We start from the raw sequence: 22,007 nt of genomic DNA, 5'->3' as shown, positions 1-22,007 counted from the left end.
TCGGGAGGGTAAAGAATGGCGGTCAGCATGCCAAAAAAATGGCGATGTCATTGGGGGAACAACGGGGAAAAAGGCGGGTTATTTAGGGGATGAGACCATCAGGGAGACGTTACAACCAATTTTCCAGCCGCAACCCCTCAACGCGCTCAAATTCGCGTCGATTATTGGTCACCAGGATCAATCCTTCGCTGCGCGCATGCCCGGCGATATGCAGATCGTTTACGCCAATAGGCGTTCCCTGGCGTTCCAGCGCAGCCCGAATGTTGCCGTAGTGCGAAGCCGCTTTGGCGCCGTAATCGAGAATGTCCAATCGGGAGACAAAATCCTCAACCACTCTGGCGTTCACCGCCGGACGCGAGCTTTTCTCCACTCCGTGAACCAATTCGCCATAGGTGACCGACGAAATGACCATTTTGCCCGCATAGCGATTGAACGCCTCCAGCACTTCCAGAGGCCGGCGCTTGATGACATAGATAACAATATTGGTGTCCAGCATATGGCTGAACATCAAAACGCTTCCCGCTCACGCTGGTGTTGCCCGGCACGTTCATTGAGGAAGTCATCGCTCACCTCATTTTCCGCGCAGAAGAAACTGTCCCAGGTATTCTCCACCGGCGCAAGAATACGCTCTTTGCCCACCACGCGGACGGTCACTTTAGAAACGGTATCGGGGAAACGCACCTCTGCAGGCAAGCGCACGGCCTGCGTCCGATTATTGGTAAAGACAGAACCTAACGTCATGGCGACCTCCTTTAACTGGAGTACAAATTATAATCGCCACAGTGTATATAGCAACGCTATATACTCAAATCTTTGCGCGACGCTGCGCAACTTTCGGGGCGCGCCGTCGCGCGCCCCGAAAGGCCTCAGAAACCGAGGCTGTCGAGCAGATCGTCGACCTGCGCCTGATTGGCGATCACGCCGACGCCGTTCTGGTCGAGCTGCGGGCCGTTCAGCAGGCTGTCGTTCGGCCGTTTTTCCTTCACCGGCTGCTCCGGCATGTTTTCCATCAGTACCATCAGCAGCTGCTTTTCGATCTCCTGCACCACGTCCATCATGCGCTTGATTACCTGACCGGTCAGATCCTGGAAATCTTGCGCCATCATGATCTCCAGCAGCTGGGCGTTGGTGAAGGCCGTATGGCCCGGCACCTGATCCAGATACTGGCGCGTGTCGTTGACCAGAGAACGCGCGTCGTCCAGTTCGATGGGATTGGCGAACCACTCGTCCCAGCGCCCTTTCAACGCGTTAGCGCCGGATTCCAGCTCCGCCTGGCGCGGTTGCGCCGCCTCTACGCAGTTCAACGCCCGTTCCGCCGCCTGCGCCGTCATGGTTACGACATAGTCAAGACGGTCGCGCGCATCCGGGATCGCCTCTGCCGCCTGGGCGATCGCCTGATCGAGCCCCAGTTCGCGCATGCTGTCGCGCAGCATTCGGGTCAGTTGGCCGATGCGGGAGATGATCTCTCCCGCGGTCGCTGCATCGCTGGCAGGCATTGGAATGTCTCTCATCGCCCTCTCCTTACATGCCCAATTTTTCAAAAATCTTGTTGAGCTTTTCTTCCAGCGTCGCCGCCGTAAATGGTTTCACTACATAACCGCTGGCGCCGGCCTGCGCCGCCGCGATGATATTTTCTTTCTTGGCTTCCGCCGTCACCATCAGTACCGGCATCGCGGCCAGCGCGCTGTCGGCGCGGATGGTTTGCAACAGCTCAAGCCCGTCCATGTTCGGCATGTTCCAGTCGGACACCACGAAGTCGAAACCGCCGGCGCGCAGCTTGTTCAGCGCATCCGCACCGTCTTCAGCTTCTTCGACGTTGTTGAAGCCCAGCTCTTTCAGCAAATTTCTGACGATGCGACGCATGGTGGAGAAGTCGTCCACAACCAGAAATCTGAGGTTCTTGTCTGCCATTGTTACTCCTGAAATAGTTAACCGTTTAATGATGCAAAACCGCAGGCCGCCGCGCGGCGGCCGTGGGTCATATCGCCGCCGGGTAACCCCGGCGGACTAAAATCAAATACGCAATGCCTGGCCGCCGGCAATCTGCGCCAGCATCCGTTGGCTCATTCTGTCCAGCTCGACCACTTCGCTGACGCCGCCGCTGGCGATCGCCTCGCGCGGCATGCCGAATACCACACAGCTCGCCTCGTTCTGCGCCAGGGTATAAGCCCCGGCGCGATGCATCTCCAGCATCCCCGCCGCACCGTCGTTGCCCATGCCGGTGAGGATCACCCCCACCGCATTGCGGCCGGCGTATTGCGCCACCGAGCGGAACAGCACGTCGACCGACGGGCGATGGCGATTGACCGCCGGGCCGTCATGCAGCTTCACCTGATAGTTGGCGCCGCTGCGCGCCAGCTCCAGATGGCGGTCCCCCGGTGCGATATAGGCGTGGCCCGGCAGCACGCGCTCGCCGTCCTCCGCTTCTTTCACCGTGATCTGACACAGTTTGTTCAGCCGTTCGGCGAACGAACGGGTAAATCCCGGCGGCATGTGTTGGGTGATCAGCAGCGCCGGACTGGTGGCCGGCAGCGGCTGCAACACCTGGCGGATCGCTTCGGTGCCGCCGGTGGAGGCGCCGATGGCGATCAGTTTTTCACTGCTCAACAGCGGCGCATGGCTGAGGATCGCCGGCGCAGGGCTGCTGGATCGCTGCGGCAGGCGCGCTCTGGCGGCGGTGCGGATCTTCTCGGCAATCAGTTCGCTGTAGGCCAACATGCCCTCGCGAATGCCGAGCTGCGGTTTGGTGACGAAATCCACCGCGCCCAGCTCCAGCGCACGCAGCGTGATCTCCGAGCCTTTACCGGTCAGCGAAGAGACCATCACTACCGGCATCGGCCGCAGGCGCATCAACTTCTCGAGGAAATCCAGCCCGTCCATGCGCGGCATCTCGACGTCCAGTGTCAGCACCTGAGGATTAAATTTTTTGATCAGATCGCGCGCCACCAGCGGATCCGGCGCGGTCGCCACCATTTCCATGTCGGGGTGGCCGTTCACGATTTCCGTCATCAGCTGGCGCATCAGTGCCGAATCATCTACGCATAACACTCTGATTTTACTCATTACCTCTCCTTGGTCAGCCCATACACGGTCTGCCCACGCAAGTAGAAATCCCGGCTGATCTGGCTGAAATTCTCGGAGTGGCCGGCGAACATCAGCCCCCCCGGCTTAAGCAAGGGAACGAAGCGGCGCAGGATGCGCTCCTGCGTCGCCTTATCGAAATAGATCATGACGTTGCGGCAAAAAATGGCGTCAAATTGCCCCGGTAGCGCCCATTCCGGCGCCAGCAGGTTCAACGGCTGGAAGTTCACCCGCGCCGCCAGTTCCGGCCGCACGCGCACCAGCCCCTGATGCGGCCCGGTGCCGCGCAGAAAATAGCGCTGCATTTGGGTCGGCGTCAGGGTGCGCAGATCTTCCTGGCGGTAAACGCCCGCTTCCGCTTTTTCCAGCACCTGCGTGTCGATGTCGCTGGCCCAGACCTGGCAACTGCCGGCCCGCTGCCCCAGGGCATCGCTCAGCGTGATGGCGATCGAATATGGCTCTTCGCCGGTCGAGGCCGCGGTGCTCCAGACGCTGTAGCCGTTCGGCCGCGAGCGCGCATGCTCCGCTAGGATCGGGAAGTGATGCGCCTCGCGGAAAAATGCCGTCAGGTTGGTGGTCAATGCGTTGATGAACGCCTGCCACTCCGCGCTGTTCGGATCGCTTTCCAGCAGCGCCAGGTAGGCGCCGAAATCGTGCAATCCCAGCAGCCGCAACCGGCGCACCAGGCGGTTGTAAACCATCTCGCGCTTATGCTCCGCCAGCACGATGCCGGCGCGTTGATATATCAACTGGCTGATACGGCGAAAATGCACGTCCGACAGCGGCAGGCGCTGCACCATTTGCGTCAACATCGACGCAGTATCCCGGTTAGAAGTTGACGGCGCCTGTTTCATGCCGCCTCACCGGAGAAAAACGTGCTGTTTATGCGGGTTAACAATCTTGGGCTTCCTTTACCACGGGTGAAACTGCATTGTTGCTGTTACCTGGCGCGACAAAGTTATCGTCCGCCAGACGGAATACCGCGACCGCGTCGGCCAGGGTAATGGCCTGCTCTTCCAGCGCGGTGGCGGCAGAGGCGGACTCTTCCACCAGCGCGGCGTTCTGCTGGGTAACCTGGTCCATCTGGGTCACCGCCTGCGTCACCTGCTCGATGCCACGGCTCTGTTCATCCGAAGCCGACGCGATCTCGCCCATGATGTCAGTCACGCGAGTCACCGAACGCACAATGTCCTGCATGGTGGCGCCGGAATTCTCCACCAGCACCGAGCCGTGTTTGACGCGGCTGACCGATTCGTCGATCAGCACCTTGATCTCTTTCGCCGCCTGCGCGCTGCGGCTCGCCAGGTTGCGCACTTCACCGGCGACCACCGCGAAACCGCGCCCTTGTTCGCCGGCGCGCGCCGCTTCCACCGCCGCATTGAGCGCCAGAATGTTGGTCTGGAAGGCGATGCCGTCGATCACGCTGGTGATGGCGCCGATTTTCTGTGAACTGTTGGCGATATCGTGCATGGTGGTCACCACGTCGCCGGCCAGTTCGCCGCCCTTGGCCGCGGTGGCCGAAGCGTCGCGCGCCAGTTGCGACGCCTGTCGCGCATTGTCGGCGTTCTGCTTCACCGTCGCGGTCAGCTGTTCCATGCTGGCGGCGGTTTCTTCCAGCGACGCGGCCTGCTGCTCGGTGCGGGAAGAGAGATCGTTGTTGCCTTCGGCGATCTCCTGCAGGCCGATCAGAATCGACTCCGCCCCGTCGCGCACCGCACCGACGGTGCCGATCAGCGACTGCTGCGTGCGTTGCAGGCTGGCGAACAGCATGCTGATTTCATTGCGGCCGTACACCTGAATCGGCGTCGCCAGATCGCCGGCGGCGATGCGTTCGAAGTGGCCGCGGATTTGGTTCAGCGGCTGTATCAGCATGGTGCGCAACCACCACATGGCGCTGCCGGTCACCACGATCAGCATCAATACCGCCCCCGCCAGCATCAGACCCGCCAGCGTGAAGGAAAACTGATTGGCGTCTCTGGCCTCGCTGATGTCACCATTGACCAACTGCAGGTACTGCACGAAGTCGGCCTCGAACAGATCCTGGGTTTTCTGCGTCGGCTGATCCATAAACGCCTGCAGCTCGCCCTTTTCCAGGAAACCGATCAGCTCGCGCAGCGCGCCGCGCAGCCGCTCGTAGCTGGCCTTGGTAGTGGCCGTCTGCTGGTTCTGCTGTTCACTGCTGCGTTCAACCGCCATAAACTGATTGAAATAGAGATCGGCCTTCTGTAGCGAACTGCGGGCGTTGCTCATCAGCTCGTTCACCTGCTCCTGCGGCAGCTTCAGCGCCGCGCGGGTGCCGGCGCGGTTCAGCGTATTGCGCGCCTGCAACAGCGACACCCAGCTCAAGCTGAGCGAATCGCGCTGCTGGCTGCCGAGGGTGATGATGTCGAGGTTGTGGTTATCGGAGCGAAACGCGGAATACGACAGGCCGCTGCTGGCCAACTGCAGAACGCAGAAGGTCATCAACAACAGGAATAAGCTGGTAGAGATACGGATTCGGTTAAACACTTGAACCTCCTTGCAGCCGGCCGGCGACCGGCCTACGTAGGGAAAAGGGCCTCTGCGAGAGAGGCCCGATACCGGTCAGAACGTTTCCCAGTTATCCTGCAGATCGCTGGCGTTCATTTTCTTATGATTGATTACCGGTGTTACCTGCGCCTTGCTGGTGACAGGCGCTTTAAACTCTTCCTGGCCTTCCGACCTCAGGCGGAATACCGCCACCGACTGGGTCAGCATGCTGGCCTGTTCTTCCAGCGCCGCCGCCGCCGAGGCGGACTCTTCCACCAACGAGGCGTTCTGCTGGGTGACGCGGTCCATTTCCGCCACCGCCTGGCCAACCTGATCGATGCCGCGGCTCTGCTCGTCCGACGCCGAGGCGATTTCGCCCATGATGTCGGTCACGCGGGTAACGGCGTTGACGATGTCGCCCATGGTTTCGCCGGCGCTCTCGACCAAGACGGAACCCATATCGACGCGGCTGACCGAGTCTTCAATCAGGCCTTTGATCTCTTTCGCCGCCTGCGCGCTGCGCTGCGCTAGGTTGCGCACTTCACCGGCCACCACCGCAAAGCCGCGGCCCTGTTCGCCGGCGCGCGCCGCTTCCACCGCGGCGTTCAACGCCAGGATGTTGGTCTGGAAAGCGATGCCGTCGATCACGCCGGTAATATCGGCAATCTTCTGTGAGCTGCCGGCGATGTCGTGCATGGTCTGCACCACGTTAGCCACGACCTTGCCGCCTTTCTGCGCGGTTTCTGAGGCGCTCAGCGCCAGCTGAGATGCCTGACGGGCGTTTTCGGCGTTCTGTTTCACCGTCGCGGTCAACTGCTCCATGCTGGCGGCGGTCTCTTCCAGCGAAGCGGCCTGCTGCTCGGTGCGGGAGGAGAGATCGTTGTTGCCTGCGGCGATTTCAGACGCGCCGCTGTAGATGGCGTCTGCGCCCTGACGCACGCCGCTGACGGTTTCGATCAGCTCGCTTTGCATGTGTTTCAGGCTGGCCGCCAGCACGCCCATTTCGTTGCGGCTGGTGACGACGATCTGTTGAGTCAGGTCGCCGGCGGCGATCTGTTTGATGTGATCAATCATGCGATTCAGCGGGCGCACCAGGATGTGATGGATACCGGTCCAGGCCAGTACGATCACTGCCAGCACCACCACCAGCACCACGATCAGCGTCCAAATGGCCGAGTTGTAGGAGCTGTTGCTGCCGTCGACCGCGATTTGGTACAGCTTGCCGTTTTGCTCCAGGTAAGTGTTGTAGCTCTGCTCAAAGTTGTCCTGGTAGCTCTGCGTAGGCTGATCGAAGAAGGCGTTGATCTTGCCTTCGCCCAGCAGTTGGATCAGTTCGGAAAGCGCACCGTACAGAATGTCGTATTGCTGCTTAACGCGCTCTGCCGACTGAGGATCCTGGCGCGGATCCTGAGGGATTTTCTCGTACGCGGCGTAGTGTCTTTCCGCCTCGGCCAGCTCTTCTTTCGCCTTGGCCAGCAGTTCATCAATGGTGGCGCCGCTGCCGATCTTATTGGTATCCATCATGTAACGAATACCGGCGCGGTTCAGCGAGTTGCGCGCCTGCAGCAGGTCAACGCGGCTTTCACTCAGCTGCAACTGCTGCTGACGGATAGTTTGCAGGACGGTAAAGTTTTCCTTATCGCTTTTCAGCGAGGAGAAAAAGAGTCCGCCCGAAATCAACTGCAAGGCGCCAAACAGCACCAACACCAGCAACAGGCTGGTGACCACCTTCATACGATTTAACATGATTTCCCTTGTTGAAGCCCGCGCAGACAGGCTTTGATGACGTTGAATGTGTGAGTTATCGGCGCAGCGCGGCAAAACTTTATGCGGGAAAGTAACTATTTTTAGTGGGGGTTCAGGACACGGCCTACGACGTTGCGGCAAGTCATGGAAAGTGAAGGTTATAGGGGGCAGCACCCTGCCCCCTTCGGTCTTGAATTAGACGCTTTTCGCCACGCTGTCGACCAGCGACATCTCTTCACTGCTCAGCAGCTTTTCGATATCCACCAGGATCAGCATGCGCTCGCCCAGCGAACCGAGGCCGGTGAGGTATTCAGTCGCCAGCGTCACCGCAAACTCCGGCGCCGGGCGGATCTGATCGGCGGTCAGCGACAGCACGTCGGAAACGCCGTCGACCACGATGCCCACCACGCGCTGGCCAAAGTTCAGCACGATCACCACGGTGTTCTCATCGTAAGAAACGCTCTGCTGCGAGAACTTCACCCGCAGATCGATGATCGGCACGATCACGCCGCGCAAGTTAGTGACGCCCTTGATGAACGCCGGGGTGTTGGCGATGCGGGTCACCTGATCGTAGCCGCGAATTTCCTGCACCTTGAGGATATCGATGCCGTACTCCTCGTTGCCCAGGGTAAAAATCAGAAACTCTTGCCCTACCGTTTCGCCAGCCAATTTGCTGACGGCTGCCAATCCTGCCATATCATTCACCTTTTAAATCAATAAACTCATTATTATGCGGCGGCGTCCGTCAGACGCTTTTCACGGTTCAAGGTTTGCAACGCCGAGACATCGACGATCAAGGCCACGCTGCCGTCGCCCAAAATGGTCGCGGCGGAAATGCCCGGCACTTTGCGGTAGTTGCTTTCCAGATTCTTCACCACCACCTGATGCTGGCCAATCAGCTGATCCACCAGCAACGCATAGCGGCGGCCGGCGCTTTGCAAGATCACCACAATGCCCTGAGTGGCGTCGGTTTTGGCGCCTTCCACTTCAAATACCCGATACAGTTCCACCAGCGGCAGGTACTCGCCGCGCACCTGCAGCACGCGCTCGCCGCCGGCCAACGGATGCAAATCCTCCGCCTGCGGCTGCAGCGATTCCATCACCGCGTTCAACGGCAGAATAAAGACTTCGTCGTTCACCTTGACCGACATGCCGTCGAGGATCGCCAGCGTCAACGGCAGCAGAATGCGGATGGTGGTGCCTTTACCGGCCTGCGAACGGATCTCGACGTGGCCGCCCATCTCCTGAATATTCCGTTTCACCACGTCCATGCCGACGCCGCGGCCGGAAACGTCTGTCACCTGCTCGGCGGTGGAGAAGCCCGGCGCGAAGATCAGCATGCCGACCTCTTCGTCGCTCATGCTGTCGCTCACCGCCAACCCTTGCGAAGCGGCCTTGGCGAGAATTTTTTCGCGGTTCAGCCCGGCGCCGTCGTCGATGACCTCAATGCAGATGTTGCCGCCCTGATGTTCGGCCGACAGCACCAGATTGCCCACCGCCGACTTGCCGGCGGCGATGCGGGTGGCCGGCTCTTCGATGCCGTGATCGAGGCTGTTGCGCACCAGGTGCGTCAACGGGTCGATAATGCGTTCGATCAGGCTCTTGTCCAGTTCGGTCGAGCTGCCCTGCAGCGTCAGCTCCACCTGTTTGTTCAGCTTGCCGGCCAGATCGCGCACCAGACGCGGGTAGCGGCTGAAGACGTATTCCATCGGCATCATGCGGATCGACATCACCGACTCCTGGAGATCGCGTGCGTTACGCTCCAGCTGGCTCATGCTGTTCAGCAGATCGCCGTGGTTCACCGGATCCAGCGTGCCGGAGCGTTGCGCCAGCATCGACTGGGTGATCACCAGCTCGCCCACCAGGTTGATCAGCTGATCCACCTTTTCCACCGCTACGCGAATGCTGGTGGATTCGCTCGCCTTGGCGCGCGCTTTCGGCGCTTCCGCCGCTGCGGCCGCCGGTTTGGCGGCAGGCGGCGCAGCGCTGGCGATCGGCGCTGGCGCCGGTTCCGGCGCAGCGACCGTCTCCGGCAAGTTCGCCTCCGCGACGGCCGGCGCGCTTTGCGTCGGCGTCGAGAAGCTGATTTGTTCCGATTCCAGCACAAAGCACAGCACGGCGCTGATGTCGTCTTCGCTGGCGGAGGTGAGCAACGTCACGTCCAGGCTGTGTTCCGTCTGATGCGGGTCTTTAACTTCGCCGAGGTTGCCCAGCTCTTCCAACATCAACGGGATTTCACTGGCTTTCAGCCCGTTCAGGCTGATGCGCATGCCGCCTTCGATCGCCGCCGGCGCGGCCGATGGCTGAGCGACCGGCTGCTGAACGGCGGGTTGAGCCGCAGGCGCCTCCTGCTGCTGTTGCGCTTCCAACGCCAGCTGACGCAGCGCCTGGCAAATGTATTCAAAGCTTTCAGCGTCAGGCTGTTGCGAGGTTTTATAGGCGTCCAGTTGCTCCTGCATAATGTCTTTGGTTTCCAGAAACAGGTTGATAATCTCGGTGCTCAGGCTCATTTCCTGGCGTCTTGCACCGTCCAGCAGGTTCTCCAGCAGGTGGGTGGTTTCCTGCAGCACCGAAAAACCAAAGGTCGCCGCGCCGCCCTTGATCGAATGCGCCGCGCGGAAGATGGCGTTCAACGGCTCGATATCGGGGGCCAACGGATCCAGCTCCAGCAGGTGTTGCTCCATGTCGGCCAGCAACTCGTCCGCCTCATCAAAGAAGGTCTGATAAAAATCGCTAATGTCCATGCTCACGGGGTCACCTCTGGCTGTGAGTCGCGGTTAGTCGGTGCGGGTGCGGCCGCCGGTGGTTCCGACGCCTGGTCGGCCGGGGCTATCGCCGGGGACGCCTGCGGTGGAGCGTTCGGCGTTGGCGCCGCGGGTTCCGGGGCTGTCGTCGAAGATTCCGGCGTTTGGCTGGCCGGCGCGGTCGCCGACGGCGCCAGCTGCTTCAGGCTGTCCGGCTGGGCAATATCCAGCGCGTTGCTTTCGGCATTTTCGTGCTCGATGCCCTCTTGCGTTTGCTTGTTCAACACCAGTACGGTGATGCGGCGGTTAATCGCATCATCGGCGCCATGCTGTTTCAGGCTCATGGTGGCCGCCATGCCTACCACCCGCAGCACTTTGCCTTCCGCCAGGCCGCCGGCGATCAGCTCGCGTCGCGACGCGTTGGCGCGATCGGCCGACAGTTCCCAGTTGCTGTAGCCGCGTTCGCCGGTGGCGTAAGGGATGTCATCGGTGTGGCCGGACAGGCTGATTTTGTTCGGCAAGTCGTTAAGGATCGGCGCTATCGCCCGCAGAATATCGCGCATGTAGCTCTCGACCTGCGCGCTGCCGGTTTTGAACATCGGCCGGTTCTGGCTATCGATAATCTGGATGCGCAGCCCTTCGTCCATCATGTTGATCAACAGATGCGGACGCAGCGCCTTCAGGCGCGGATCGGACTCAATCAACTCATCCAGCTTTTCGCGCAGCTTGTTCAGGCGCAGCTCTTCGGCGCGCGAGTCCGGCGAATCGACCTGTTTTTTCACCAGGCCATGCTGTTGCGTTGGATCCTCGCCGCCGCCAGGAATGGGGCTGCTTTCGGAACTGCTCTTGTCGCCGCTGGTCAGGGCAACCTTGAGCGGCGTGCGGAAGTATTCGGCGATTTGCGTCAGCTCCTGCGGGCTGGCGATCGCCAGCAGCCACATCACCAGGAAGAACGCCATCATCGCCGTCATAAAGTCGGCATAAGCGATCTTCCAGGAGCCGCCGTGATGGGCGGCATGATGCGACTTGCGCTTTCTGACCAAAACGACCGGATGATTCTGTTTCATGCTTCTTCTTCTTCCGTCGCCTGCTGCGCCGGCGCTTTCACGCGGCGCACGTGTTCTTCCAGCTCAACGAAAGAAGGACGTTCGGTGGTATACAGCGTTTTACGGCCGAACTCGACCGCGATCTGCGGCGCGTAACCGTTCAGGCTCGACAACAGCGTGACTTTGATGCACTGCATCATCTTGACGTTTTCGGCACTCTTCTGACGCAGCAACGTCGCCAGCGGCGAGATGAAGCCGTAGGCCAGCAAAATGCCGAGGAAAGTACCGACCATGGCGTTAGCGATCAACGCGCCCAGTTCAGCGGCCGGACGGTCAGCCGAAGCCAGGGCGTGCACCACCCCCATCACCGCCGCGACGATGCCGAACGCCGGCAAGGAGTCGCCCACCATCGCCAGACTGCCGGCGGGCACTTCGCTTTCCTGCTCGTAGGTTTCGATCTCTTCGTCCATCAGCGCTTCGATCTCGAACGCATTCATATTGCCGCTCACCATCAGCCGTAAATAGTCGGTAATGAACTCCACCAGGGTGTTATCGGCAAGGATGCGCGGATAATTAGAGAAAATTTCACTTTCTTGCGGATTATCGATATCGAACTCGAGCGACAGCATGCCCTGCTGACGCGATTTGGCCAGCAGACGGAACAGCAACGCCATCAGATCCATATACAGATCTTTGTTGTATTTGGAGCGCCGCATCAGGCGTGGCAGGGCGCGCAGCGTCGCTTTGATCGCCTTGCCGTTGTTGCCGACGATGAAAGCGCCGACCCCCGCCCCGCCGATAATCAGAAACTCCGCCGGCTGATAGAGCGCACCGAGATGACCGCCCACGATCAGGTAGCCGCCAAACACCGCACCCAATACCACGAGATAACCCAAAATAACTAGCACACGCATTCCTTAAATTAACAATGTGGATGGAAGGTGGGGCAAACGCGCCCTGGCGCGACAGACCAGGCTGCATGTCTGGGGGCGGCATGCCGCCCCTGCGTATCACACGTCGGTATTCATTGCCGAGAGCCGGCAACGTGGCGGCTCAAATGGCGCGTTTGACCTGCTCGTCCAGCAGTTGAGGAATAATATCGGCCAGTTGCGGCGAAAGTTTACGTCTTTTTACAGCGCGGGATGGGGGTTGGCATAAACTGCAGATGAAACCGTTCAGCGGCTGGTGCGCGTGGGTGATAAATGCGCCGCCGCAGCAGCTGCAGGCGGAGAGCTGCAACATGCCGCTGTCGACGAAGCGCACCAGCGTCCAGGCGCGGGTCAACGCCAGCAACGGCGCCTCGCCGGCCTGCTGCGGGCACTGCTCCAGGTAGAGGCGATAGGCTTTGATCACCGCTTCCACCCCGCTGCACTGTCCGCTTTTCATCAGAAACAGGTAGGCGTTATAAAACATCGAGGAATGAATATTCTGTTCCCAGGTCATAAACCAGTCGGTTGAGAACGGCAACATTCCTTTTGGCGGCGGGCTGCCGCGCAACTCCTTGTAAAGTTTAATCAAGCGCCCGCGGCTGAGCTGGGTTTCACTCTCCAGCATCTGCAAACGGGCCCCCAGCGAAATCAGCTCCATGGCGAGCTGAATGTCCTTGGCTTCTTGAACAATGCTTTTCTCAACCATCATCAGGCTCTTTTCTTCGTCGGGCTAGCGTCTTTACTCGATAGCTCTTGCAGTAAATGGCTTGATAGCAAAATGCCGGTATGGATTTGTTGCAGATCGTCGACGCGCGACTCTTTTGTCAGGCGTTCGATGGTCTGGCTTTCGTTAAAGCGGAAGTGGCAAACCAGCTGGTTGGTCTCGGCCAGTTTGACCATTTGCGGCAAAGTCAGCTGCGCCAACGCATCGGCCATGGTCTCATCAATACCAAGGCGGAACATCGCGGACGCTTTTTCATCGTTGATCAAACGCTGTGCTAAAAGTAAATATGACAAATTGATGTCATAAATATGCTTAAGTAATTCAGACGTACCCATATTCCCCATCCCGACAGACTATGTTTAAAAACATACGCTGGGTGATAAATTTTATCGCCCGTGACCTGGGTTGTTTCCCAAAGTTGGCAAATTAATCTCTCAAAAACGACTGCTATAATTTTCGCCAATCGCTAAATTCGACCACTGTTCAGTATTTGCTACGAGCGTAAACCAACGTGTATGGATGTACAGCATTCTGCTTCGATAGTGTTTAGTCACCATGAAACTATTTTTACAAATTTAATAAGATTATTCCTAAAGCAGCGCAACTCTACCCCCGAACCATTAGCACACACAATGTAAGTGAGAGGCAATTTTAAATACAATGTGACATAGATCACAAAAATAAAAAATAATTAAGCCAAATACCCCTAAATTCGCACATTTTATGACCCGCATTTTGCTCACAAAATCGCCTTAGGTAAAAAAACGTCTTAAAAACAATGTTTATCAGCCAAAAAATTATCTTTTTTAGATCAATTCGAACAAAACCATCACCAAACCAAAATAACAGAACAAAAATCTGCATATAGGCAACAATCTCAGTATAAATAACCATTTGAGCCGCTAAAAAATATCCGAGGTGAAAAATAACCTATGTAAACTATAAGGTTATTAGCTATCGGATTTGACTTAAACCCTCCGCAGAGGGTTGTTCTAATTTTCAACATCAGGTGATTATGGCTTATCAATGATTCGCTGGCGTAGTGAACAAGCCAATAGACGTAACGATATGTTTCCGTATTAGCGCGGCGCAAGAATGGTTTTTTAACGTTAAATTTCCCCAAAACGACATATCGGCAGCACATCCTAAAGCTTTAGCATTTTTTTATTTCTTTTTTGCCGGCGCATTAATTACCACGCCGTTCCAGACGTTATTAAAATTCCCGCGCCCCATCGTTTCATTGCAATAAAATAAAACGCAGTTTTGTTTTACTTGCCATAATCGCGCAGGCCAAACAGGCGCAGTTTCAATGCCGACAGCGGCAACATACATCGCTTCGTGCTGCGACCGCCCTCCGGGCAGGTGAAAAAAACGCCGCCAAAGGGGAGCGAGCGCGGCTTCGCGCGCTTGCACGCAGCGGAAACGTCGACGCTTAAGCTTCTCGTTCGTGACGCATCGCCCTGAGACTTTCCCTATTTCTTCATTTATCAGCAGGATGAGATTGCTGATGCCGCACTTGCATATTATGATTTATCCCAGCGCCGCCACGGGCGGCGTCACATTATTACCCAGTGCAATTTATTCACTTGAAATGATTTTTGTCAGGTCGTACATCGCTGCCTCGACGGCGTCGCCGTGAGCCACTATGTGTTATTCACCCGGCTTTAACTATTAACAGGCTATATTTTAATCATGACCGATACGCTCGAATATCTGCTGACATTCCGTAAATGCTCCTCTTTGGACAGCCTGGAGAAGGTGTACGACAAACTGAACTATTCCATTGAAAACGATACAGAAATGAGCAATATGTACCGCGCTGCCGACCACCGTCGCGCCGAGCTGGTTGCCGGTAAATTGTTCGATCTGGGCAAGGTGCCGAAAACGCTGTGGGCGCAGGTGCTTTAATTCAGTGAAATTACGTGCGGCAACGGTTTTATCTTTTATTGCTATATAACCGGAGCAAACTCAGCTTTTATTGCCGCGCGTGATACGAAACACATTTATTCCCCCCGCCAGGTTCTACCCTTTATCCGAGCGCAGCATTTCATCAAAGGCCCCGACGCGGCAGCCTGAAACACGACGGATGCAACAAGGAGTGGAATATGGGATATCAAAACGTTCTGGTTACCGTCGCCGTTGCGCCTGACAGCCATCGCCTGGTGGCAAAGGCCGTCTCTATCGTCCGCCCCTACGGCGGCAACATCACCCTGTTAAGCACTCTCGCCAATCCGGAAATGTACAATAATTTCGCCGGGCCGATGCTGGCCGATTTGCGCACGCTGATGGAAGAGGAAACCCGGCTGTTTATGGAGGAACTGCGCCAACGCGCCGGCTATCCGATCGCCGATACCCTTATCGTGCATGGCGAGCTTGGCGACAGCCTGGAATTCGCCAGCCGCCGTCAGCCGTTCGACCTGCTGCTCTGCGGCAATCACCGCGACAGCATGATGAACAAAGTCTCCTGTTCCGCCGCCCGCTTCATCAACATCAGCCATATCGACGTGCTGATCGTTCCGCTCTGAGGCTAAGCACATTCGGTAACGTTGCCTTGGCGCCCCTGGACTAGGCTTAACGAACCTTGTTTGTCGCAACACAAAGGAGCTTTCGATGTCCCCTTCTCAACAGAACCGCCGCTTTCTGCTGGCCTCGCGTCCGCACGGCGAACCGACGGCGGCGAATTTCCGCCTCGACACGGTCGACGTGCCACAACCCGAGGCCGGCCAGCTGCTGCTGCGCACCGTATATCTGTCGTTGGATCCTTATATGCGCGGACGCATGAGCGATGCTCCCTCCTACGCGCCGCCGGTGGAGATCGGTCAGGTCATGGTAGGCGGAACGGTATCTCGCGTGGCGGCCTCACAGCATCCCGATTTCAACGTCGGCGATTGGGTATTGGGCTATGACGGTTGGCAGGATTACGCGCTGTCCGACGGCAGCGGCCTGCGCAATCTCGGCCCACACTTGCCGCACCCTTCCCGCCTGCTCGGCGTGCTGGGCATGCCCGGTTTTACCGCTTACATGGGGTTGCTCGATATCGGCCAACCGCAGGCGGGTGAAACGCTGGTGGTCGCCGCCGCCAGCGGCGCGGTCGGTTCAGTGGTCGGCCAAATCGGCAAACTGAAAGGCTGCCGCGTCGTCGGCGTTGCCGGCGGTGCGGACAAATGCCGCTATGTGGTGGAAGAGTTGGGTTTCGATGCCTGTATCGATCACCGCGCCCCCGACTTTGCCGAACAGCTGGCCGCCGCCTGCCCGCAGGGCATCGACATCTATTATGAGAACGTCGGCGGCGCCGTATTTGACGCCGTGTTGCCGCTGTTGAACGCCAAAGCGCGCATTCCGGTCTGCGGCATCATCGCCCATTACAATGCCACCGGGTTACCCGCCGGGCCGGATCGCTTACCGTTGCTGGAAGGGCTGATCTTGCGTAAACGCATCCGCATGCAGGGCTTTATCATCTTCGACGATTACGGTTCACGCTTTGATGAATTCCTGCAACAGATGAGCAGCTGGGTCGAGCAAGGAAAGATCAAGTTCCGCGAGGACATCGTCGATGGGCTGGAGCAGGCGCCGCAGGCCTTTATCGGCCTGCTGCAGGGCAAAAACTTCGGCAAACTGGTGATCCGCGTCGCTGACGAATAACGCGCATCAGGGCGTGGCGCGCCACGCCCTGCTTATCAATGCACGGCGCCGTCGCCGAATCGCACATCTTCCTCTACCGTGAGCGTCACCTGCACGAGAGTGCGCACCGCTTCCACCATCGTCGCCAGCGCCATACTCGGCTTGCCCGGATGCGCTGCCGCCAGTTCATGGCTGTACGGAATGTGCACGAATCCGCCCCTGGCCCGCGAATGCCGCGTCTCCAGATAGTGACGCAGACCATAAAAAATATGGTTGCAGTTATAGGTGCCCGCCGTGTAAGAAACGCCCGCCGGGATCCCCTGCCGGCGCAGTTGCTGCACCGCGGCCTTGACGGGCAGCGTACTGAAATAGCCCACCGGCCCGCCGGCAACCACCGGCACGTCAATCGGCTGTTTACCGGCATTGTCGGGAATGCGGGCATCGATCAAATTGATGGCTACCCGTTCCAGGGATATTTCGGCCCGGCCGCCGGCCAGCCCCAGACAGATCACCGCCAGCGGCTGCAATGCCTCAATCGCCGCGATCAACTGCTGGTTGGCCACGCCCAATACGCACGGCAACTCGAGCACCGCGATCTCCGCGCCGGCGATACGCTCTCCGGCCAATGCCTGCGCGACCTGCCAGGAAGGGTTCACCGCGTCACCGTCGAACGGCTCAATGCCGGTGATTAACACTTTGTTCATCATTTCCCCTGATTGAAGGCTAAATTCGTGTGCTACCAGCCTAGGGAACGCTGTAAGATTCTGGAAATGGATTATCTGTATATAGAGTATTCATAAAATGAATTTAGCCAACGTCGATCTCAATTTACTGGTGGTGTTTGAAGCGCTGTATCAGACGCGTAACGTCACCGCCGCAGGCCAGCGTCTTAACCGCGCGCAACCTTCCGTCAGCAATGCATTGGCGCGACTGCGCATTCTGCTCAACGATCCGCTGTTTGTCCGCAGCGGCGGCGGCATGGCGCCCACGCCGCGCGCCCACCAGCTTATGCCGCAGATACAGCGGGTGCTTGAGCAAATCCATCTGGCGTTAGCCCCGCCGACCCGTTTCGATCCGGCCACCGCCGGGCAACGGCGTTTTACGCTGGCCGCCGGCGACTATGCCGATATCTTGCTGCTGCCCGCCATCATCAGCCGTTTGCGCCAGGCGGCACCCGGCATCGATATTCGCGTTTCGCGTCTGGATCGCCGCAATATTTACCGTCAGTTGGATAGCGGGGAGGTGGATGTCGCGCTGGGAGGGCATCTTTCCGGGGCGGAAAGCCACTATGTGCGCACGTTGTTTGAAGAGCATCTGGTCTGTATCGCCAGCCGTTCACACCCGCAATTGGCGGATGGCCGCTGGGATCTGGCCCGCTACCTCAGCCTGCCGCACGGGCTGTACGCGCCGGCTGACGACGGCTCCGCCAGAGGCTTGGTCGACCGCCGCCTGGCGGAAATCGGCGGCCAGCGGCGCGTCGCCGTGACCTTTTCACACATTGTCGCCCTGCCGGCGGTGGTCGCCGACAGCGATCTGATCGCCACCCTGGCCGCCAGCGTGGCCCGGCGTTTTTCCGATCCGCAACGCGTACGCATTCTCCCGCTGCCTGAGGAGTTGGCCATCGCGCCTTTCCCCATTGAGCTGATCGCCGGCCGACAGGCGCAACGCGACCCGGCCTTAACCTGGCTCTGTGACCTGATAAGCCGACTTTCCCTCGATCCCCTTCCGCGCTAACCGCATCAATTGCTGCTTTATCAACCATTCAGACTCACCGTCGGAGGCCCGCACCGCGGGCTTTTCACGCCCGCCAAATAGGAATCATCCGAATTAACATTCGTTAAATTTATATATTTGATCATCTTTAACTAACGAATGGTAAGGATAAAAAATACTCAGTGACTTTTTTCACGGAAAAAAAGAGTTGTTTTATAAACACGTTGACTTAAGTGTTACAGATTTATTATTTGGTATTACCATTTTCCCAATAATTTGGGATAAAAAAAGATCTGCTCGTATCTATATGTTTTAGATAATAAAAAAGCAGATCGTGAGCGAGTTAACGAATTGAGCATTGATCCACAAGGCTATTTTGCAAATGCAGAGCTCTATTGTAGACTGCACAAATCGTGCCTTTGTGTAAACTTTGTTAAATCTTTCGTCAGCCCCTGTCTCAATTCGTGACAGATACGCCATCGGGATCGCGCGTCAAATCTCGTGCGGTAGCTATGCCTAAACCGGGGATATAGTATGGATCGCCTTATCATTGCGCACACGCCTTTGCCCGCCCATCAGCTGTTGTTCAGAAGCCTTTCCGGTGAGGAAAGACTGGCCGGGCTGTTCGAGTTCGACGTCGAGCTGCTCAGCCCTGACAATCGCCTCGATCTGAAATCGCTGCTGGGACAAAAAATCACGCTGGAGCTGCGGGGCAACCCGATGGCCCCGCGTTATCTCAACGGCAATATCACGCGTATGACCCTCTCCGGACGAGAAGCCGGCGGCAACCGCTACTATATCTACCGCGCCGTGCTGCGCCCCACGCTGTGGTACCTGACGCAAAACCGCGATTTTCGCATCTATCAGGAAAAGACCGTTCCCGACATCCTGACCCAGGTGCTGGGGCAGTATCAGGTGAAGATCGATAACCGTCTGAGTTACGACTACCGCATCTGGGGGTACTGCGTGCAGTACCAGGAGAGCGATTTCGATTTCATCAGTCGTCTGATGGAACATGAGGGCATCTATTACTATTTCACGCACCAGCAGGACGGCCATACGCTGGTGCTGGCCGACGCGCCGGCGGCGCATCAGGAACTCGCCGGCTATGCCAGCATCCCCTATCAGCTCGCGGAAGGCGGCCTGGTGGAAAACAAGGACAGCATCAACAGCTGGAGCGTCTCGGACGCCATCACGCCCAGCCTGTATAGCCTGGATGACTACGATTTTCGTAAACCGCGCGCACGGTTGCTGGAGGCCCGGCAGAATCCTGCCTCGTTCGCACAGGACAAAGCCGAAGTGTTCGACTGGCCCGGGCGTTATACCGATCACGCCCACGGCCAGTTTTACGTCAAGGTGCGCCAACAGGAGTTCGAAGCGCAGCATGAGCAGATGAGCGGCGAAGGCAGTTCGCAGGGCATTGCGCCCGGCTACCGTTTTCAGCTGATCCAGGCGCCGCGCATGGAAGACAACCGCGCCTATCTGGTGGTCAGCGCGCGTTACTTCATGCAGGAAAACAGCTACGCCAGCAACGATAACGACGTTGGCGAGCAACATACCGAATTTCAGGTGGTGCCGGCGGACATCAACTGGCGCCCGGCGCGCACCACACCCTGGCCGAAAACCCATGGCCCGCAGACCGCCGAAGTGGTTGGCCCGGAAGGCGAAAGCATCTGGACCGATAAATATGGCCGGGTGAAACTCAAGTTCCGTTGGGATCGCCACGGCAGCGGCAATGAAACCAGCTCCTGCTGGGTGCGCGTCTCCAGCGCCTGGGCCGGCTGGAAATACGGCGGGATCCAAATCCCGCGCGTGGGTGAGGAGGTGGTGGTCGACTTTATCAACGGCGATCCGGATCGCCCCATCATCACCGGCCGCGTTTACAACGAAGACAGCATGCCGCCTTGGGATCTGCCCGGCGACGCCACCAAAATGGGCTTTATGAGCCGCAGCAAAGGCGGCGGCGTCGACAACGCCAGCTTCCTGTTCCTGGAAGACTCGCCCGGCAACGAATCTTTCGACATGCACGCCGAACGCAACATGAACATGACGGTGGAAAACGACAAGAACGTCAATATTGACGGCAGTCGCACCACCACCATCGGTCGCCAGCAGAACGATACCGTCACCGGCGACGCCACGTTCCTGTACAAAGCGAAACGCACCACCACCGTCGATGGGCTGGAAACCGCCAACCTGAACGCTCACCAGACGGTGAACATCAAAGGCGGCCGCGCCCTGACGATTATCGACGGCGGCGATAAGATCGACATCACCGGCAATCAGTCCTTCAAGCTTGACGGCGCGCAGACGCAAAACATTACGCAAACCCAGCATGTCACGGTGAAGGGCGACCAGACCCTCGACATTACCGAGGGGCAACAGACCAACACCATCAACAAGGGGCAGACGGTCAACATCACCTCCGGCGGGCAGCACACCACCATCACCGCCGGCGGGCAAACCACTACCGTCACCGCAGGCGGTCAGACGCTGACGGTGGAGGCCGGCGGCCAGACCACCGACATCACGGGGAATGTCAAAGAAACCTACAAAAACGATCAGCAAACGACCATTAGCGGTTCGCTGACCATCACGGCAAAAACCATCAGCATTACCAGCGAGGACGGCGTGTCTATTTCGGCGCCCACCTGGAAAGATAACTGCCACGGCTATAAGTGGACCGCGATAGGCGCCAACCTTGCCTTAACGGGGCTGAGCGTCAAGCACACGATGTTCGATGTTTCCCATAACCCGCTTTCGATCAGCAAAACCAATTTCAAGCTAAGCAACGATCCCATGACGTTCACGCAGCTTGGGGCCTTAATAACCAACGGTTCTTTGCGATTGAGCAGCAAGGCGCTGGCGATCTTTTTATAAGTAGGGATGCCCATGTCCAAAGCCAAAAATATCTTCACCGTAATCGGTTTGATTTTATTGGCCCCTATTCTCAGCCTGGTGGGTTTTTTCAAATTCATCACGGTCGATATCTGGGGCTATTTCAAACACATCGGTTCTTCTCTCAGCGTGATGGAGAACGGAGTTTCCGCCTCCGGGCAAATCGTCAGCATCCGCCAGACCAACCTGTGGGACGGGAATCGGCCGGTCTGCGAAGTGGAAGTCAAGTACATCGCCCAAGACGGAAAAAACCATACGGCCGTAGCGAAAGGCCCGATCAGCGTCGTTGATCTGCCGCGTTATCAGCCGGGTCATTTCACCGCGATAAAGTACGATCCCAAGAACCCCAAAAAAGCGGTGATCGAAGAGTTATCCCGACTTTGAGCGAAAAGAACCTTTTCAATCAACGCGATCCGATTTCAACGTTGTGAAAACGACTTGTCGTCCATCAGTTCGCTAAATCACCTTGCATAAGGAAGTGTCACGATGGGCGCGTTTATTGCCTTTTCGACGCAGGACAGCCTCTGGGGACAAATCCTGTTTACCTTCTTAGGCATCCTGGTTGGCGGCGTATTGATCGCCGCTATTTGCAAGACCGTCTTACCCGCGGGCAGAACGGCGGCATTGTCCGTCCGGTTGCTGATCTTTGTCGCACTGATGCTAGCAATCTTGAAGTACAACCAGCAGGTGATGTCTGCGGTGAACGCGCCCGCGGAGCTGATCGGGTTCCTGATTTTGCCCGGTTTTTTGATGGGTTATCTGGGTGCGGCGGCCCCCGGCAGACTGGCGCTGGCGATAGAACTGTGCTGTTTTGCCCCGCTCGCCGCGCTGCTGATTCTGGGCACCGCCGGCGTCGGCTTTTTTGCCCCCTATCATCTGGAGAGTGCAGGCCAATTTACCGCCAAGGCGATCGCCGCGGCATTGTCCGTCGCCGTCGTACTGCTGGCTCGTAAAATAAGCGGGAAGGACAACGCACTGTCCTCTTGATAATCCCTTT

The 22,007-nt window shown here is 57.9% G+C and carries 23 protein-coding genes; 7 read left to right on the top strand and 16 right to left on the bottom strand.

What is annotated here, in order from left to right:
• Positions 1-109 precede the first annotated feature (109 nt).
• The 15 genes from J9788_RS08610 to J9788_RS08540 form a co-directional block, all read right to left on the bottom strand.
• On the bottom strand, positions 110-508 hold the full coding sequence (locus tag J9788_RS08610) for a type II toxin-antitoxin system VapC family toxin (protein WP_094142813.1): 399 nt from the start codon (positions 506-508) through the stop codon (positions 110-112).
• A complete protein-coding gene (gene vapB / locus J9788_RS08605; RefSeq protein WP_046896588.1) occupies positions 508-741 on the bottom strand; it encodes a type II toxin-antitoxin system VapB family antitoxin in 234 nt (77 codons plus the stop codon). Before vapB ends, J9788_RS08610 begins: the two co-directional genes overlap by 1 nt.
• Positions 742-866: 125 nt before the next feature.
• Positions 867-1,511 carry a protein phosphatase CheZ gene (gene cheZ / locus J9788_RS08600; protein ID WP_004934858.1) on the bottom strand — a complete coding sequence of 215 codons (645 nt, stop codon included), beginning with the start codon at positions 1,509-1,511 and terminating at the stop codon, positions 867-869.
• 10 nt (positions 1,512-1,521) lie between these two features.
• Positions 1,522-1,911, bottom strand: coding sequence for a chemotaxis response regulator CheY (gene cheY, locus J9788_RS08595; RefSeq protein WP_004934862.1), 390 nt, complete (start codon positions 1,909-1,911; stop codon positions 1,522-1,524).
• 102 nt (positions 1,912-2,013) lie between these two features.
• Positions 2,014-3,063 (bottom strand): chemotaxis response regulator protein-glutamate methylesterase, encoded by a 1,050-nt coding sequence (locus J9788_RS08590; RefSeq protein ID WP_046896587.1) that lies wholly within the window; start codon positions 3,061-3,063, stop codon positions 2,014-2,016.
• The gene (cheR, locus tag J9788_RS08585) at positions 3,063-3,935 is read right to left on the bottom strand and encodes a protein-glutamate O-methyltransferase CheR (RefSeq protein WP_046896586.1); all 873 of its coding nucleotides are present in this window, start codon (positions 3,933-3,935) and stop codon (positions 3,063-3,065) included. Before cheR ends, J9788_RS08590 begins: the two co-directional genes overlap by 1 nt.
• Before the next feature lie 37 nt (positions 3,936-3,972).
• Positions 3,973-5,589, bottom strand: a complete 1,617-nt coding sequence (locus tag J9788_RS08580; RefSeq protein ID WP_046896585.1) for a methyl-accepting chemotaxis protein — start codon at positions 5,587-5,589, stop codon at positions 3,973-3,975.
• Positions 5,590-5,664: 75 nt separating this feature from the next.
• Positions 5,665-7,335 carry a methyl-accepting chemotaxis protein gene (locus J9788_RS08575; protein WP_046896584.1) on the bottom strand — a complete coding sequence of 557 codons (1,671 nt, stop codon included), beginning with the start codon at positions 7,333-7,335 and terminating at the stop codon, positions 5,665-5,667.
• A 195-nt stretch (positions 7,336-7,530) separates the two neighbouring features.
• Positions 7,531-8,031, bottom strand: a complete 501-nt coding sequence (cheW, locus tag J9788_RS08570; RefSeq protein ID WP_004934876.1) for a chemotaxis protein CheW — start codon at positions 8,029-8,031, stop codon at positions 7,531-7,533.
• A gap of 32 nt (positions 8,032-8,063) precedes the next feature.
• Positions 8,064-10,085, bottom strand: coding sequence for a chemotaxis protein CheA (gene cheA, locus J9788_RS08565; RefSeq protein WP_182264259.1), 2,022 nt, complete (start codon positions 10,083-10,085; stop codon positions 8,064-8,066).
• On the bottom strand, positions 10,082-11,146 hold the full coding sequence (gene motB, locus J9788_RS08560; protein ID WP_046896582.1) for a flagellar motor protein MotB: 1,065 nt from the start codon (positions 11,144-11,146) through the stop codon (positions 10,082-10,084). Before motB ends, cheA begins: the two co-directional genes overlap by 4 nt.
• Positions 11,143-12,033, bottom strand: coding sequence for a flagellar motor stator protein MotA (gene motA, locus J9788_RS08555; RefSeq protein ID WP_015378266.1), 891 nt, complete (start codon positions 12,031-12,033; stop codon positions 11,143-11,145). Before motA ends, motB begins: the two co-directional genes overlap by 4 nt.
• A gap of 145 nt (positions 12,034-12,178) precedes the next feature.
• Positions 12,179-12,763 carry a flagellar transcriptional regulator FlhC gene (gene flhC, locus J9788_RS08550; protein ID WP_016927281.1) on the bottom strand — a complete coding sequence of 195 codons (585 nt, stop codon included), beginning with the start codon at positions 12,761-12,763 and terminating at the stop codon, positions 12,179-12,181.
• Positions 12,763-13,113, bottom strand: coding sequence for a flagellar transcriptional regulator FlhD (gene flhD / locus J9788_RS08545; protein ID WP_004934891.1), 351 nt, complete (start codon positions 13,111-13,113; stop codon positions 12,763-12,765). The genes flhC and flhD overlap by 1 nt, the downstream gene beginning before the upstream one ends.
• A gap of 829 nt (positions 13,114-13,942) precedes the next feature.
• Positions 13,943-14,191 carry a hypothetical protein gene (locus tag J9788_RS08540; protein WP_152665174.1) on the bottom strand — a complete coding sequence of 83 codons (249 nt, stop codon included), beginning with the start codon at positions 14,189-14,191 and terminating at the stop codon, positions 13,943-13,945.
• A gap of 279 nt (positions 14,192-14,470) precedes the next feature.
• On the opposite strand from J9788_RS08540, the gene ydgT reads away from it, so the two are divergent.
• The 3 genes from ydgT (at position 14,471) to J9788_RS08525 (ending at position 16,420) form a co-directional block, all read left to right on the top strand.
• A complete protein-coding gene (ydgT, locus tag J9788_RS08535) occupies positions 14,471-14,686 on the top strand; it encodes a transcription modulator YdgT (protein WP_004934895.1) in 216 nt (71 codons plus the stop codon).
• A 197-nt stretch (positions 14,687-14,883) separates the two neighbouring features.
• On the top strand, positions 14,884-15,303 hold the full coding sequence (uspC, locus tag J9788_RS08530; protein WP_046896581.1) for a universal stress protein UspC: 420 nt from the start codon (positions 14,884-14,886) through the stop codon (positions 15,301-15,303).
• Between the two features lie 85 nt (positions 15,304-15,388).
• Positions 15,389-16,420: an NADP-dependent oxidoreductase gene (locus J9788_RS08525; RefSeq protein WP_046896580.1), complete on the top strand. Its 1,032-nt coding sequence runs from the start codon at positions 15,389-15,391 to the stop codon at positions 16,418-16,420.
• Positions 16,421-16,455: 35 nt separating this feature from the next.
• Here J9788_RS08525 and pcp read toward each other — a convergent pair whose 3' ends face one another.
• Positions 16,456-17,103: a pyroglutamyl-peptidase I gene (pcp, locus tag J9788_RS08520; RefSeq protein WP_046896724.1), complete on the bottom strand. Its 648-nt coding sequence runs from the start codon at positions 17,101-17,103 to the stop codon at positions 16,456-16,458.
• 97 nt (positions 17,104-17,200) lie between these two features.
• Here pcp and J9788_RS08515 point away from each other — a divergent pair, with 97 nt between their 5' ends.
• The 4 genes from J9788_RS08515 (at position 17,201) to J9788_RS08500 (ending at position 21,997) form a co-directional block, all read left to right on the top strand.
• Complete coding sequence (locus tag J9788_RS08515; protein ID WP_046896579.1) at positions 17,201-18,133, top strand: LysR family transcriptional regulator; 933 nt, start codon at positions 17,201-17,203, stop codon at positions 18,131-18,133.
• A gap of 513 nt (positions 18,134-18,646) precedes the next feature.
• Entirely contained in the window at positions 18,647-20,992 is a 2,346-nt protein-coding gene (locus J9788_RS08510) for a type VI secretion system Vgr family protein (RefSeq protein ID WP_046687340.1), read from the top strand.
• A 12-nt stretch (positions 20,993-21,004) separates the two neighbouring features.
• Positions 21,005-21,394 carry a DUF3592 domain-containing protein gene (locus J9788_RS08505; protein ID WP_033643543.1) on the top strand — a complete coding sequence of 130 codons (390 nt, stop codon included), beginning with the start codon at positions 21,005-21,007 and terminating at the stop codon, positions 21,392-21,394.
• Between the two features lie 102 nt (positions 21,395-21,496).
• Positions 21,497-21,997, top strand: a complete 501-nt coding sequence (locus J9788_RS08500) for a hypothetical protein (RefSeq protein WP_117187363.1) — start codon at positions 21,497-21,499, stop codon at positions 21,995-21,997.
• The last annotated feature ends 10 nt before the right edge of the window (positions 21,998-22,007 follow it).

Origin of the sequence: Serratia sp. X10 (assembly GCF_017811775.1) — a bacterium.
GTDB classification, from domain to species: domain Bacteria; phylum Pseudomonadota; class Gammaproteobacteria; order Enterobacterales; family Enterobacteriaceae; genus Serratia; species Serratia ureilytica.
Note: the sequence above shows the minus strand (reverse complement) of the source record. Positions and strands in the feature narration are given on the sequence as shown.

Bases quoted from the DNA above. Each gene is read 5' to 3' on its own strand.
- J9788_RS08610 (WP_094142813.1), bottom strand. From the start codon at position 508: ATGTTCAGCCATATGCTGGACACCAATATTGTTATCTATGTCATCAAG.
- vapB (WP_046896588.1), bottom strand. From the start codon at position 741: ATGACGTTAGGTTCTGTCTTTACCAATAATCGGACGCAGGCCGTGCGC.
- cheZ (WP_004934858.1), bottom strand. From the start codon at position 1,511: ATGAGAGACATTCCAATGCCTGCCAGCGATGCAGCGACCGCGGGAGAG.
- cheY (WP_004934862.1), bottom strand. From the start codon at position 1,911: ATGGCAGACAAGAACCTCAGATTTCTGGTTGTGGACGACTTCTCCACC.
- J9788_RS08590 (WP_046896587.1), bottom strand. From the start codon at position 3,063: ATGAGTAAAATCAGAGTGTTATGCGTAGATGATTCGGCACTGATGCGC.
- cheR (WP_046896586.1), bottom strand. From the start codon at position 3,935: ATGAAACAGGCGCCGTCAACTTCTAACCGGGATACTGCGTCGATGTTG.
- J9788_RS08575 (WP_046896584.1), bottom strand. From the start codon at position 7,335: ATGTTAAATCGTATGAAGGTGGTCACCAGCCTGTTGCTGGTGTTGGTG.
- cheW (WP_004934876.1), bottom strand. From the start codon at position 8,031: ATGGCAGGATTGGCAGCCGTCAGCAAATTGGCTGGCGAAACGGTAGGG.
- motB (WP_046896582.1), bottom strand. From the start codon at position 11,146: ATGAAACAGAATCATCCGGTCGTTTTGGTCAGAAAGCGCAAGTCGCAT.
- flhC (WP_016927281.1), bottom strand. From the start codon at position 12,763: ATGATGGTTGAGAAAAGCATTGTTCAAGAAGCCAAGGACATTCAGCTC.
- flhD (WP_004934891.1), bottom strand. From the start codon at position 13,113: ATGGGTACGTCTGAATTACTTAAGCATATTTATGACATCAATTTGTCA.
- ydgT (WP_004934895.1), top strand. From the start codon at position 14,471: ATGACCGATACGCTCGAATATCTGCTGACATTCCGTAAATGCTCCTCT.
- uspC (WP_046896581.1), top strand. From the start codon at position 14,884: ATGGGATATCAAAACGTTCTGGTTACCGTCGCCGTTGCGCCTGACAGC.
- J9788_RS08525 (WP_046896580.1), top strand. From the start codon at position 15,389: ATGTCCCCTTCTCAACAGAACCGCCGCTTTCTGCTGGCCTCGCGTCCG.
- pcp (WP_046896724.1), bottom strand. From the start codon at position 17,103: ATGAACAAAGTGTTAATCACCGGCATTGAGCCGTTCGACGGTGACGCG.
- J9788_RS08515 (WP_046896579.1), top strand. From the start codon at position 17,201: ATGAATTTAGCCAACGTCGATCTCAATTTACTGGTGGTGTTTGAAGCG.
- J9788_RS08510 (WP_046687340.1), top strand. From the start codon at position 18,647: ATGGATCGCCTTATCATTGCGCACACGCCTTTGCCCGCCCATCAGCTG.
- J9788_RS08505 (WP_033643543.1), top strand. From the start codon at position 21,005: ATGTCCAAAGCCAAAAATATCTTCACCGTAATCGGTTTGATTTTATTG.
- J9788_RS08500 (WP_117187363.1), top strand. From the start codon at position 21,497: ATGGGCGCGTTTATTGCCTTTTCGACGCAGGACAGCCTCTGGGGACAA.